This is a genomic window from Gracilimonas halophila, from assembly GCF_042684365.1.
GTDB lineage: Bacteria > Bacteroidota > Rhodothermia > Balneolales > Balneolaceae > Gracilimonas > Gracilimonas halophila.
This window is the reverse complement of the sequence record NZ_JBHULI010000024.1, coordinates 898960-911386: the sequence shown is the minus strand read 5'-3', so window position 1 is coordinate 911386 and position 12427 is coordinate 898960. Positions and strand designations below refer to the sequence as shown.

General features: G+C 37.7%; 14 protein-coding genes. 8 read left to right on the top strand and 6 right to left on the bottom strand.

Annotation, left to right across the window (positions count from 1 at the left end; translation table 11 throughout):
* Positions 1-51: 51 nt before the first annotated feature.
* Positions 52-771: an SDR family NAD(P)-dependent oxidoreductase gene (locus tag ACFSVN_RS10470; protein WP_390302122.1), complete on the top strand. Its 720-nt coding sequence runs from the start codon at positions 52-54 to the stop codon at positions 769-771.
* A gap of 10 nt (positions 772-781) precedes the next feature.
* Here ACFSVN_RS10470 and ACFSVN_RS10465 read toward each other — a convergent pair whose 3' ends face one another.
* The 3 genes from ACFSVN_RS10465 to ACFSVN_RS10455 are packed head-to-tail and all read right to left on the bottom strand — an operon-like array spanning position 782 to position 2571.
* Positions 782-922 carry a DUF2256 domain-containing protein gene (locus tag ACFSVN_RS10465; protein ID WP_390302119.1) on the bottom strand — a complete coding sequence of 47 codons (141 nt, stop codon included), beginning with the start codon at positions 920-922 and terminating at the stop codon, positions 782-784.
* On the bottom strand, positions 906-1172 hold the full coding sequence (locus ACFSVN_RS10460; protein WP_390302116.1) for a DUF3253 domain-containing protein: 267 nt from the start codon (positions 1170-1172) through the stop codon (positions 906-908). The genes ACFSVN_RS10465 and ACFSVN_RS10460 overlap by 17 nt, the downstream gene beginning before the upstream one ends.
* Positions 1141-2571 carry a DASH family cryptochrome gene (locus ACFSVN_RS10455; RefSeq protein ID WP_390302113.1) on the bottom strand — a complete coding sequence of 477 codons (1431 nt, stop codon included), beginning with the start codon at positions 2569-2571 and terminating at the stop codon, positions 1141-1143. Before ACFSVN_RS10455 ends, ACFSVN_RS10460 begins: the two co-directional genes overlap by 32 nt.
* 181 nt (positions 2572-2752) lie before the next feature.
* Here ACFSVN_RS10455 and ACFSVN_RS10450 point away from each other — a divergent pair, with 181 nt between their 5' ends.
* Positions 2753-3763, top strand: coding sequence for an isocitrate/isopropylmalate dehydrogenase family protein (locus ACFSVN_RS10450; protein WP_390302110.1), 1011 nt, complete (start codon positions 2753-2755; stop codon positions 3761-3763).
* A gap of 71 nt (positions 3764-3834) precedes the next feature.
* Here the strand turns inward: ACFSVN_RS10450 and ACFSVN_RS10445 are convergent, their stop codons facing one another.
* Positions 3835-4161, bottom strand: coding sequence for a phage holin family protein (locus tag ACFSVN_RS10445; protein WP_390302345.1), 327 nt, complete (start codon positions 4159-4161; stop codon positions 3835-3837).
* 78 nt (positions 4162-4239) lie between these two features.
* On the opposite strand from ACFSVN_RS10445, the gene ACFSVN_RS10440 reads away from it, so the two are divergent.
* Complete coding sequence (locus tag ACFSVN_RS10440) at positions 4240-4671, top strand: GNAT family N-acetyltransferase (RefSeq protein ID WP_390302107.1); 432 nt, start codon at positions 4240-4242, stop codon at positions 4669-4671.
* Here ACFSVN_RS10440 and ACFSVN_RS10435 read toward each other — a convergent pair.
* Positions 4663-5010 (bottom strand): Hpt domain-containing protein, encoded by a 348-nt coding sequence (locus ACFSVN_RS10435; protein WP_390302104.1) that lies wholly within the window; start codon positions 5008-5010, stop codon positions 4663-4665. The two genes, ACFSVN_RS10440 and ACFSVN_RS10435, sit on opposite strands and share 9 nt — an antisense overlap.
* A 405-nt stretch (positions 5011-5415) precedes the next feature.
* Positions 5416-7248, bottom strand: coding sequence for a glutamine--fructose-6-phosphate transaminase (isomerizing) (gene glmS, locus ACFSVN_RS10430; protein WP_390302101.1), 1833 nt, complete (start codon positions 7246-7248; stop codon positions 5416-5418).
* A 92-nt stretch (positions 7249-7340) separates the two neighbouring features.
* Here glmS and ACFSVN_RS10425 point away from each other — a divergent pair, with 92 nt between their 5' ends.
* From ACFSVN_RS10425 to ACFSVN_RS10405, 5 genes are all read left to right on the top strand, one after another.
* Positions 7341-8564, top strand: coding sequence for a putative sugar nucleotidyl transferase (locus ACFSVN_RS10425; protein ID WP_390302099.1), 1224 nt, complete (start codon positions 7341-7343; stop codon positions 8562-8564).
* 243 nt (positions 8565-8807) lie between these two features.
* On the top strand, positions 8808-9614 hold the full coding sequence (gene nagB, locus ACFSVN_RS10420) for a glucosamine-6-phosphate deaminase (RefSeq protein ID WP_390302097.1): 807 nt from the start codon (positions 8808-8810) through the stop codon (positions 9612-9614).
* A 15-nt stretch (positions 9615-9629) separates the two neighbouring features.
* Positions 9630-10496 (top strand): PIG-L deacetylase family protein, encoded by an 867-nt coding sequence (locus ACFSVN_RS10415; RefSeq protein WP_390302094.1) that lies wholly within the window; start codon positions 9630-9632, stop codon positions 10494-10496.
* A 144-nt stretch (positions 10497-10640) separates the two neighbouring features.
* A complete protein-coding gene (locus ACFSVN_RS10410; RefSeq protein ID WP_390302091.1) occupies positions 10641-11261 on the top strand; it encodes an RNA polymerase sigma-70 factor in 621 nt (206 codons plus the stop codon).
* Between the two features lie 76 nt (positions 11262-11337).
* Complete coding sequence (locus ACFSVN_RS10405; protein WP_390302088.1) at positions 11338-12369, top strand: FecR family protein; 1032 nt, start codon at positions 11338-11340, stop codon at positions 12367-12369.
* The last annotated feature ends 58 nt before the right edge of the window (positions 12370-12427 follow it).

Sequence of the window (12427 nt, the reverse complement as noted above, 5' to 3'; positions counted from 1 at the left end):
GTTCAGGATGATGGTTTTCAATGTTAAAGAGAACCTAGGTAAATATTCATTATGAGAAGCATCATCATAACCGGCGCCACCTCAGGCATTGGCAGAGAATTAGCCATTCAATATGCTGCAAAAGGGGATAAAGTTGGTTTGATCGGACGCCGTACAGAGAGGCTGGAAGAACTGAAAGCGGAAATTGGAGAATTAGCCTATGTCCGAACGCTGGATGTTACTGATCACGAAAGGGCAGAAGTAGTGTATCGGGAGCTTATCGATGAAATGGGCGGAATGGATGTCATGGTACTGAACGCAGGCATCGGTAGAATTCAGATGCTCCCACCATGGAGAGCAGAGTCGAAGCTTATAGAGGTAAATTCACTCGCATTCGCGCATGGTTGTCATTTTGCTTTCGATTATTTTAGGGAAAAAGGAGGAGGGCAGATTGTAGGAATGTCTTCTATGGCTTCATTACTTTATAATCATCGTGCCGCCGCATACACAGCTAGTAAGCACTTTATTTCTGTATATATGACCGGTTTTAGGCAAAAGGCAAGAAGGATAGAGGCTGATATTACAATAACGGAGATAAGAGCCGGATATATCTGGACGGAAATGACAGAGCGTGCCAAGGGTATGTTCTGGGTCGCACCGGTTGAGAAGGCAGTAAGACAGATGGTGAAGGGTATAGATAAAAAGAAGAACTACATTTATGTAACTAAAAGATGGCGCTTATTGGCCTGGGTTGTTAAATGCATCCCTGAATGGGTCTGGAATAGAATATAAATAGACTACTTTATTTGTTTCTCCGGCATCGTTCACTACAGTATTTAACTTGGTCCCAATCTTTAGCCCATTTTTTTCGCCAGGAAAATTGCCTGCCACAAACCGGGCAAAGTTTGAATGGCAATTGCGACCTTTTAATGTGTTTGGTCATCTTTTAGAATAGATAATCGAATGGGGCCTTTTGCTTCGTCAATTCTGATCTCTTGCCCATTTTGGGTGATCTTAATAAGCTTTTCACTCTGAAGTTCACCGGCTACATTTTTAACGTCGTCCAAATGATTTTTCCAGACATCAGAAAAAAGATCTCTTGTTACCTCTGAAGGACATACAGAACGCTCGGGTCCTCTTTTCTTTGTAAAAGTTAAAATTCTATTTCTGATCTCTTGCTTTGATTTCTTCATAACTGTCATCCAGATTGATCATAGGTTTTGGATATTCATTTCCGATCTCTACGCCAAATAACGTTTGTTGTTCGGGATTCATTTTGTGCGGTTCATGAATAAATTCATCGGGTACCTCTTTCAGCTCAGGAATCCATGTTCTGACAAAATCACCTTTCGCATCATACTTTTTTGCTTGATTGATGATATTGAAATAACGGTTTCTTGGATCATGACCAACTGTAGTATTATAGGCCCAGTTACCATAATTGCTGCAAGGATCATAATCGAGTAAAACAGATTCAAAATACTCGGCACCCATTCTCCAATCAGTATTTAGATTCTGAGCTAGAAAACTTGCTACATTTTGCCTGCCGCGATTACTCATGTACCCGGTAGCATTAAGTTCTCTCATGTTAGCATCAATAAAAGGAATCCCTGTCTTACCTTCAGCCCATTTTTGAAAATTATCTTTATCATGATTCCAGTCTCGCTTTTTACCCTGAATACCGGATGGCCAAAAGATCTTATCACCATGCTTCCATGCCGAAAACCGAAAATAATCTCTCCATATTAATTCAAAGATCATCCAATAAGTAGAGACATTCTTTTTTCGCTTTTCTTCATATTGACTGACTTCCCAATAGATCCTTCGGGGAGACAGGCAGCCGTTAGCCAGCCAAGGTGAAAATTTCGAAGAGTAGTCTGCCCCGATAAGACCATTTCTTGTAAACTTATAATTTTTTAGATGATCACCTTCCCAAAAATAATTTTCAAGACGTTTTAAGGCTTCATCTTCCCCGCCTTTGAATTGAAGGACAGCCTGTTTATTAATTTTGGCTTGTTCTAAACCTAAATCATTAAGAGAGGGAATATTCGGTTTTTCAATGTCATCTATCGATTGTAAGGAGCTTGGGATCTCAAATTCTTTTCTAACCTTAGCCTGTTTTTCATTTTTCTTTCTGAAATTGGTAAAGACATCAGGTATTTCATTTCTTGAAAAGGGAAGGTCATTGATATGATAGAGTGTGCTTCCCCAAAAAAGAACGAGTTTTTTGTCAAGCTTCTCCATTAAAGCATTTTCGATCACGATTTCATCACGGGTAATTTCCTTATGAGCGAAAGCAAGATCAATATCATGTTGTTGAATAAGTTCAGGAATCAGTTCTTCCGGTTTACCTTTCAAGATGATCAGATCACTGCCAATAGTTTCTAAGTTATCTTTAAGATTTTGAACGGATTCAATTAAGAATTGTGCCCTAAAAGCACCTGTCTTGGCAAACCCAAAAGAAGTACGTTCGAACTGCCGTGGATCAAAGATATAAATAGGTAGAATTTCATCCGCTTGAGATGCATTTATAAGTGCTTCATTGTCATGAATTCTGAGATCATTTCTGAACCAGATCAAAGATCGCTTCATAGGAATTGTCTTTTTTTAAAAAGGAATTCTTTTGGGTTCCTATTCATTCCAAATATTACGAGGATCAATAATTATTTGAGTTGGTGTACTCTAGGGATCGAGTAGAATACAATTCACATTTGGGCTTTATAATCAATATATTTGTACTCTTGAAATTTTGAAGAAATAAAATCATGTTTGAATGAAAAATATTGTGTTAATACCAGGTGACGGAATCGGTTCTGAGATTACAAATTCTGTTACTACTATTTTGGAAGAAGCCGGTGCCGAAGTTAATTGGATAGAAAAATCGGCCGGTTTAAAAGCTTATGAAGAAACTGGTAATCCTCTTCCTGATGATACGGTTGAAGCTATAGAGGAACATAGGATCGCATTAAAAGGCCCACTGACTACACCAGTGGGTTCAGGTTTCAGATCTGTGAATGTGGCCCTCCGACAGAAATTTAATCTTTATAGCAATATCCGTCCTGCGCGCACACTTCCAAGTATTGATACACCATTCAGAAATGTCGATATGGTTCTCTTTCGAGAGAATACACAGGGACTTTATATTGGTAAAGAAAAATGGATCAATGAAGGTGAAGATAAACGACATTCAGAAGCTATTGCAGTTGTCACTGAAGAAGCAAGTAAGAAAATCATTCGAGCTGCTTTTGATTATGCCGTTAAGAATGAGCGTAAGAAAGTAACACTGGTTCATAAAGCTAATATCCTGAAATTAACAACAGGTCTGTTTCTTGAGATTGGCCAGAAGATTGCAAAGGAATATCCTGATATTGAATTTCAGGACCTTATCGTTGATAATATGGCAATGCAGATGGTACTTCGCCCTCAACAATTTGATGTGGTCGTAACCACGAACTTGTTTGGAGATATTTTATCTGATCTTGCTTCCGGTCTGGTAGGTGGACTTGGGGTAACAGGCGCGGCGAACATTGGTGACGATGCTGCTATGTTTGAAGCTGTCCACGGATCGGCTCCTGATATTGTTGGGAAAAATGTAGCTAACCCAATGGCATTGCTTTTTTCATCATTGATGATGTTAGAACATATTGATCAGAAACAAATTGCTGAGAATATCAGAAAAGCTATATATAAAACATTGGTAGAGAAAAAAGTGTACTGCACTCCCGATATTGGTGGTGAAGGCACAACTTCTACATTCACACAAGCTGTTTGTGATAATATTTGATTCGGAAAGAATCTTATTAAAATAAAAAAGGCTGCATTCAGGCAGCCTTTTTTATGATTAAAAGTATTCGTTTATCCAAGAAGTTTGAAAAGCGCCCAGCTGATCACTGACATCACCATTCCAAAAAGTAACGCCCATCCGAAGTTTTTTACTTTAAATCCTTCAACCAATGCATCAACAAGCATAATAAGGGCTGCATTGATCACCCATACGAATAACCCAAAAGTTATTATGGTTATGGGTAAGCTTAATATCAAAAGGATCGGTTTTACGAATACATTTATCAATGCAAGCAATGCCGCTACAAAAACAGCACTCCAAAAATTTTTGATTTCCACTCCCTTTAGTAAACTAGAGGTTGCGTAAACTGAAATACTATTTAATAGCCAGGCCCAGATTATGACAGTGTTTTTTGTTGAATGTTTACCTCCCGTACGATTGAGATCAGAAAATGGTTACATTTGAAAGAAAAAATCATGGATATAGTATTTAAAGGTTTTGAAAAGTTGACTTCCAAGCAGATCGAAGACGCGTTTCGGCTTCGGCAGCAAGTATTTATTATCGAACAACACTGCTTCTACGAAGACATTGACGGGTACGATGCAAAGGCAGGTCATCTTTTCTTTTATGACGGCGATAAGCTGGCAGCTTATCTGAGGATTTTTCCGAGTGGAGTGAAGTATGATGATGAAGCTAGTTTAGGGAGAATTGTTGTTGCTCCCGGGTACAGAGGGACAGGCTTGGGGCCAAAACTAATTAAGAAAGGTATAGAATTATGTAAGGGTGATCCCATTCGGATAGAAGCTCAAGCAGAACTCAAGGGATACTATAACAGGTTGGGATTTCAGGAAGAAGGGGAAATATATTCTGTGGATGATATCGATCATTTACAGATGACCTTAGGCTAATTCTTCCGCCTTATGTTTTAAGTCATCGACAATGTCGTTGAATCCGGTCTCCAATCTTGTTATTAATTCAGCATTAGATTCCAGGTCGGCTTCATTTTTTGCGTTATCCTCGAGATCTTTGCAAATCTGATTTAATTCGGATAGGCCTACATACAAAAACATGGGTTTCACTTTATGAGCTTCAGAACGGAGTTGTGCCCAATTCTTATCATCCTGAGCTTTCTTGATGTTATCTAAATGTTTGGGAGTTTCTGTTAAAAGAAGATTGATCATTTCGATCATAACTTCATTATCTCCACCGGTCATATTTTCCAGATAACTCAGATCAATTACATTCATTTCGATATCGATGGCTCTTATTAGTTCTTGATTTGAAGGTAGTTACGAATTAAGTAACAACTCCAAATATTAAGAGAATTTAATGAGTGGCCCAAAATATTTACACAGATAGCCCACACTCGTGCGAGCAAAAAGTAAAAGCATGTAGGGTATGATTAGCCCGTGAAGATTACGATTCCTACCAATACCAATACTACGACCTTAAAAATAAATGCCTTCCAGTTTCTCATTGCTTGTTTGTAAAATGCTAAATTGTAGAAGTGGATTGAAAGCATTTATTAAATAAAAATCAAGTTATCCACATAAAAATGTTAAATAATTTTAATGTAAAATCACTTTTGTGGTGTGAATAAATAAAGTTTAGTAAATACAGGATAAAGTTTTCCTCAATTTATCCACAAAAATTTATTCCACTGTTACGCTTTTGGCAAGGTTTCGGGGCTGATCTACATTGCATCCCCTGTTTACAGCTATATAATATGATAGAAGCTGAAGCGGTATCACCGATAGTAATGGAGAGAATACATCCATCGTTTCCGGAATAATGGAAGAAAATTCAGCAAGATCACCTACCTCATCATTTTTAGGAGTAGTAATTGCAATGATACGTCCTTTTCTTGCTCTCACTTCTTCAATATTACTGATCATCTTATCATTCGTGTGATGGGTTGCAGCAATAACAACCACGGGCATCATTTCATCAATGAGGGCGATAGGGCCATGTTTCATTTCTGCTGCAGGATATCCTTCAGCATGAATATAAGAGATCTCTTTTAGCTTTAAGGCACCTTCAAGTGCTACCGGGAAGCTGTAAGAACGGCCCAGGTAAAGAAAGTTTGGCGCATAAGAAAATAGGTTAGATATACGCTCGATCTCACTCGTATTCTGAAGTATTTCCTCTATTTTTTGAGGAATCTTTGCCAGCTCGGAGATTAGTTTTTTAGCTTCCTTTATAGTGATTGCATTTTTGGAAAGCCCCAGTTTGATGGCCATCATGGTTAGTACCGTGACTTGTGCGGTAAAGGCTTTCGTAGAGGCGACACCGATCTCTGGGCCGGCATGAATATAGACACCGGCATCAGTTTCCCGGGCTATAGTAGAACCAACAACATTTACAACTCCTATAACCAAAGCTCCGCGTTCTTTGGCAGCCCGAAGCGCGGCCAAAGTATCTGCTGTTTCTCCACTCTGGGAGATGACGATCATCACATCGCCCTCGCCAATTAATTGTTCCTTATAACGAAATTCAGAAGCGTACTCAACTTCAACCGGTACTTTAGCGAGATACTCAAATAGATATTCGCCTACTAAACCAGAATGCCAGCTTGTACCACATGCAGCAATAATGATCCGGTTTGCATTTACCAGCTTATCCATAATACTATCAATTCCACCGAGAGTAACGGTACCTTTATCAGGGTCAATACGTCCACGCAAACAATCGGAAATAGCTTTGGGCTGTTCAAAGATCTCTTTAAGCATAAAGTGATCGTAGCCTCCTTTCTCAATCTCTTCTAAACTTAAAGTGAGTTCGTGGACCTCTTTAGAAAGTTCTATATGGTCGGCTGATTCTACGGTGTAGTTGTCTTTGGTTATAACTGCGATCTCGCCATCATCCAGATATACTACTTTATCAGTATAGGCAGCAACAGCAGAAGCATCAGAAGCGATAAGCATCTCTCCATCTCCAACACCCAATAGCAGGGGAGAGCCTTTTCTTGCTACCACAATTTGGTTTGGAAAATCAGAATGTAAAACAGCGATCCCATACGTTCCATGCACTTGATGTAGTGCCAATTGAACAGCTTTTTTCAGAGAAGAAGCGTCCTTTTCAAGAAAACTTTCAATAAGTTTGGCAACTACTTCAGTATCTGTTTGAGAATAGAAAGTATAGCCTTGTTCCGAGAGTTTTTTCTTGAGGGTATTGTAATTTTCTATGATCCCGTTGTGAACAATTGCCAGTTTTCCGCTCTCAATAGTATGAGGATGAGAGTTAATATCATTAGGTTCACCGTGTGTGGCCCAACGGGTATGGCCAATGCCTATAGAGCCTTTTTCACCTGAACCAATCATTTTTTCAAGGCTGGCTACTTTCCCTTTCCCTTTCTTAATACTCAACTGACCATTGATTACTGCTATTCCGGCGGAATCATAACCTCTGTATTCCAACCTTTTGAGTCCTTCAATTATGATCTTACTGGCTTGTTTGTCTCCTACGTACCCTACAATTCCACACATATATGGTAACCGTTTAAAAAATTTTTTTTGGTAGTAATATTCCTTAAATATAAAGCCTTACAAATAGAATAACGATAACGATTTTTGAATTTATGGCTGGACAATTATTCTCGCAGATGTGTTTTTTTTCGGATGAAAAGGCAAGCCGATTTCACCCGCTAACACTTACGCGTCCTCTTGATGATCTAAGAGTAGGGATCTACACCATTCGGGAAAAATGGGAAGAAACACTAAATCTCAAAGAAAGTTGCAGATTGCTCCCTGAATATATGGAAGGTGTTTTTGAGAAAGGTCCATATCAGGATAATGAGCCATGTTTATGGGTGAATTCCAGATACTTACCTAACGAGGGATTAGTAACAGCAATTTCTGAATTAAAAGTGAATGAAAAGTTAGTTCATAAAAAAGAAGTTATTGCTGCGTACATAGAGGATAAAACTTCCGCTCAATTATTTCATAAAAATGATTTTCAAAGTGATGCATTAGAAAAAAAAGAATTTAGTGACGCCCTGTCGCTGAAATATATTTGGGATCTTATTGAACTGAATCCAGATCAGATTAAAGCAGATATCGCTTTGACAGAGCTAAATAGTATATCCAAAACTGGTTTGGGCGTTGAGGCAGTAGTTCATTACAAAGAAAATATTTTTATTGGAGATAATGTTCATATTGAACCGGGGTGTATTTTTATTGCAAAAAATGGTCCGATAGTTATTGAAGACGGGGCTGAAATTGAAGCGGGAAGTATTTTACGTGGCCCAATTGCAATAGGGAAAGGCGCTACTGTAAAGATGGGGGCGAGGATTTACGGGGGTACGACTGTTGGCCCGGTTTGTAAGGTTGGAGGAGAAGTATCAGGCAGTATTTTCCATTCGTATAGCAATAAAGCCCATGATGGGTTTTGTGGGAATTCAATATTTGGCCAATGGGTCAATTTAGGTGCAAATACGATCACCTCAAATTTAAAGAATGATTATAAGAGTGTTAAAGTCGTTGATTGGAAGACCAAGAAATCTATTGAAACCGGGAGACAGTTTTTAGGAACCATTATGGCAGACCATTCCAAAACAGCTATCAACACAATGTTGAATACAGGAACAATTTGTGGAGTTAGTTCTAATGTTTTTATTGATTATTTATCACCTAAACTCATTAAGTCTTTTACCTGGCTTGGTCCTGATAATGAACAGCTTTATCGCTTTGAAAAGGCGGTGGAAGTAATGAAGTCTATGATGAAGCGAAGAGATATATCAATGAGTGATGCATATTTAAAAATGATGAATAACATTTTCGAATTACGAGAAAAGAATATCTGAATCTTATAGAACTTTTAGATTTCCTTGGGAAGCTTCTTCTTAGACTTTGAATGTTTAATTAAAATTAGGTGCTTTGATTTATCCAGACTTAAGCGTGTGGAAATTATCTTTACCTGTTTAGCACTAGCACATTTTTTTAAGCTTACAGAGTTACTTTTTGATAAATAATTTTTGGGGGTACATGAATTTTGTTCGGTCTTATAGAAAAGGATGATATAAGATCAGGTGGTTTCGCATTAATTCATGATAAAATTCAGTAACGAAAATATCCATTTTAGGTTATTTAAAAATAAATCTTTAGGCAGTGATTATATTTCTAAGTTGATCCATTCAAAAATTGAAAGTAATAATTCACTTTCAAAATCAACTGTCCTTGGTTTGGCTACCGGCGCATCTCCAAAAAAGGTTTATGAAAAATTGATAGCGAGCCATAATGAGCAGGGGCTATCATTTAGCAAAGTCATCACATTTAATTTAGATGAATACTACCCAATAGAGCCGGAAAGTAAAAACAGCTACCATTACTATATGTTTGAGAACCTTTTTAAGCATGTAGATATTGACCCGGTTAACATATTCATTCCTGATGGTACACTTGAACTTGATGATATTCCAGATCATTGTGAAGCTTTTGAGAATAAGATTGAGGAATTTGGAGGGGTGGATTTTCAGTTGCTGGGGGTTGGAAGTAATGGTCATATTGGATTTAATGAGCCCGGGTCAGAAATAAATTCTAAAACAAGATTGATTCAATTAGATCAAAGAACAAGATCAGATGCAGCAGAAAAATTTGGCGGGCTAAACAATACACCTAAGTATGCTATTACGATGGGAATACAAACAATATTAAAGGCAAAGAAAATTGTTTGTATGGCTTGGGGTAGTTCTAAAGCAGAAGCAATTTCACAATTATTTAATAAAGAAATTACAAAGAAGTGGCCTATAACGTTTTTAAAAGAACACCCACAGGTTGAATTGGTGTTAGATGAAGAGGCTGCATCTCTTATTAATCCTGAATTTTTTCAAAAAGAAGATCTCGTTAACAAATAATAAATAGGAAAAACAATGAATAGAATAAAAATACTGCTTGTTGCTTTCATGCTAACGCCATTTTTATTGATGGCGCAACCTGAAACACCCGTAGAAGAATGGACAGGTAGAACTGTATTATTTATAGGTGCTCACCCAGATGACGACGGTGGGTCTCATGGTACAATGGCTACACTTCAAGCCAATGGTAATGATGTATATGTAATGCTTTTGACAACCGGTAATGTAGGAACCAGTGATCCTACTATGACGCGTGACAGACTAGCTAAAATTCGCAGACAGGAAGAAGTCGATGCTTTAAAGGAGTTAGGTATACCTGAAGAGAACTATATTAATTTAGGATATACAGACGGTATGTTAGAGTTTGCCGATCGGGAAGAAGTTGTAAAGCAGATCGTGTGGTGGATAAGAAAACTGAAGCCTACTACACTAATGGCTTTTGATCCAGGCTATGGCTATCAGCAGTGGCATAAAACAGACCACCGTACAGCTTCATACCTAGCAGTGGATGCAGCCCGTGCAGCAGAATGGCGTTTGATTTTTCCAAGTCAGATTATCAATGAAGGTCTGGAAGAGCATTCAGTGACCGATTATCTTTTCTACAGTACAACAGGATCTAATGATAATACCTGGGTAGATATTTCAGACTTCGCTGAAAATAAAGTTCGTTCTTTAAGTAAGTATGTAAGTCAATTCACGTCTGCTTTTAGTAATTATACTGGTCCGGATCTGGAAGATTTGCCCGGTAATGAAGGAGAGGAGTTTCTTGAGCGGATGCGACGCAGAGTATTTGAGCGCGGATCTCGTGACGGCAAACCCATGGAAAGCTTCCGATATTACAGAGGAAATCCAGATGGAGCCGGTTCTAGAAGAGATTGGTAGTTAGTTGATTATTTTCGTAATTAAATAGCAGCGGGTATGATCATTCTCGCTGCTATTTTTATATGTATTTGTATATGATCACTTTACTATGCCAAAAGTTGAATAAGTTAAATTGAGCGCATTCTATTGTAATATTAAAATAAGATGTTTTTAGCTTTTGCCTTTCAAGAACAAAATTCAATGAAAGATCTTGACGATTTAGATCTTGTGGCATTGATACGTAAAGGAGATGAGAAGGCTTTCGAATTTTTATTTTTCAAATATCATGTTGAGTTAAGCAGATTCGCGATCAGTATTACAAAATCCAGGGAATTTGCACGAGATATTGTACAAGATGTGTTTCTCAAAATTTGGAGGAATCGTGAGAACTGGGAAGTTAATGTAGGTGTAAGGGTTTATCTTTTTCAGTCAGTAAAAAATCAAGCACTCAATCTATTAGAAAAGCAAAATTCTCAGCTTAGGGTTATAAGTGGATTTCGGACTGAGATGGAAAGTTTGGCATTATTTGGAAGGCCTAATACTAAAAGCAATGATGGATTAACCGATATTCAGCGGTACTCAATAAAGCAAATCTGGGCTATTGTAGAAAATATGCCGGAAAGAAGGAGAATGGTATTTGAGTTGAACAGGCGTCAAGGGCTGTCGTATAAGGAAATAGCTAAGGTTCTCAACATAACGAGGAAGACAGTTGAAAATCATATAGCAAATGCATTGCAAGATATCCGTGATCAGATATTATTGAAGGACATGTTTGAAAAAAATTGAATTACCCTTGGGGGTATGCGGAATTCGGCTTGTCTTATTATATAGAATAAAGAAATAAATGTAACCAGGTTTAAATTTGAATATAGAATTACTTTCAAAATATTTGGCTGAAGAATGCTCTGAGGTCGAAAAAGAATCAGTTGAGAAATGGCTTTCAGAGAGTCCCGATAATCAGGATTATTTGAAAAACTTGAAAAATCTTTGGGATCTTTCTTCAAAAGATTATCCCCCTAACACTCTTTTTAATACCGAAGTTGATTGGGCTGTACTAAAGAACAGGATGTATGATGAAGGCATTGTTGGTAATATTAAGACTACAGCAAGCCGAAGTAAGTTTTCTTTGAATTCTACCTGGTCTGTTGTCCTTCGTGTAGCTGCAATATTTTTGCTGGCAGGGCTTTTTGGATTATATACCATTAAGTCGATTTACGTGCCTGTTGTAGAAACTGATAACACGACGCTGAAAGAAATATCAATGTCTAAGGGTAAGCGTGGTGGTGTGACTTTATCTGATGGGACAAAAGTATATCTGAATGCTGATAGTCGAATTTCAATACCAACTGTTTTTAGTGCTGATACCAGGGAAGTCTATCTTGAGGGTGAGGCATATTTTGACGTAGTAAAGAATCCAAATAAACCATTTGTTATAAATACCAACGGAGCTGTAATTCAAGTTCTGGGAACTTCTTTTGTTGTAAGAAATTATTCAGATGACAACACAGTACAGACTGTAGTTGAAAGCGGTGTAGTTTCATTTAGGCGAGCAAACTCAGAAATGAATGATGGTGTGATTTTGACAAAAGGCAAGCTTGCTCGATTAGATCTGTCAAATAGCAGTATGACTACAGAGAATGTTGAAAATATAGATCTGTACCTGAGTTGGAGAAGAGGTGAGTTGAAATTTGATGATGCTGCAATGTCTGAAGTTGCAAAACAATTGGAGCGCAGGTATGACATGACGATAGTATTTGAATCCGATTCAATAAAAGACATGCATTTAACTGCTGAATTAAAGAGTAAGAGTATGGATAATGTGATCCGTACGATTGCTACTTCATTAGATATTAAATATAAAATTAGTAAGGACAAAATTACTTTCAATAAATAAATCTTTAAAAATCAATATGCTGAAGCATTTTGTTTTAAGGTAAAATTGGAAGCGCTTT

Excerpts from the sequence above, each read along its gene's own strand:
- ACFSVN_RS10470 (WP_390302122.1), top strand. The coding sequence starts at position 52 with ATGAGAAGCATCATCATAACCGGCGCCACCTCAGGCATTGGCAGAGAA.
- ACFSVN_RS10465 (WP_390302119.1), bottom strand. The coding sequence starts at position 922 with ATGACCAAACACATTAAAAGGTCGCAATTGCCATTCAAACTTTGCCCG.
- ACFSVN_RS10460 (WP_390302116.1), bottom strand. The coding sequence starts at position 1,172 with ATGAAGAAATCAAAGCAAGAGATCAGAAATAGAATTTTAACTTTTACA.
- ACFSVN_RS10455 (WP_390302113.1), bottom strand. The coding sequence starts at position 2,571 with ATGAAGCGATCTTTGATCTGGTTCAGAAATGATCTCAGAATTCATGAC.
- ACFSVN_RS10450 (WP_390302110.1), top strand. The coding sequence starts at position 2,753 with ATGAAAAATATTGTGTTAATACCAGGTGACGGAATCGGTTCTGAGATT.
- ACFSVN_RS10440 (WP_390302107.1), top strand. The coding sequence starts at position 4,240 with ATGGATATAGTATTTAAAGGTTTTGAAAAGTTGACTTCCAAGCAGATC.
- ACFSVN_RS10435 (WP_390302104.1), bottom strand. The coding sequence starts at position 5,010 with ATGAATGTAATTGATCTGAGTTATCTGGAAAATATGACCGGTGGAGAT.
- glmS (WP_390302101.1), bottom strand. The coding sequence starts at position 7,248 with ATGTGTGGAATTGTAGGGTACGTAGGAGACAAACAAGCCAGTAAGATC.
- ACFSVN_RS10425 (WP_390302099.1), top strand. The coding sequence starts at position 7,341 with ATGGCTGGACAATTATTCTCGCAGATGTGTTTTTTTTCGGATGAAAAG.
- nagB (WP_390302097.1), top strand. The coding sequence starts at position 8,808 with ATGATAAAATTCAGTAACGAAAATATCCATTTTAGGTTATTTAAAAAT.
- ACFSVN_RS10415 (WP_390302094.1), top strand. The coding sequence starts at position 9,630 with ATGAATAGAATAAAAATACTGCTTGTTGCTTTCATGCTAACGCCATTT.
- ACFSVN_RS10410 (WP_390302091.1), top strand. The coding sequence starts at position 10,641 with ATGTTTTTAGCTTTTGCCTTTCAAGAACAAAATTCAATGAAAGATCTT.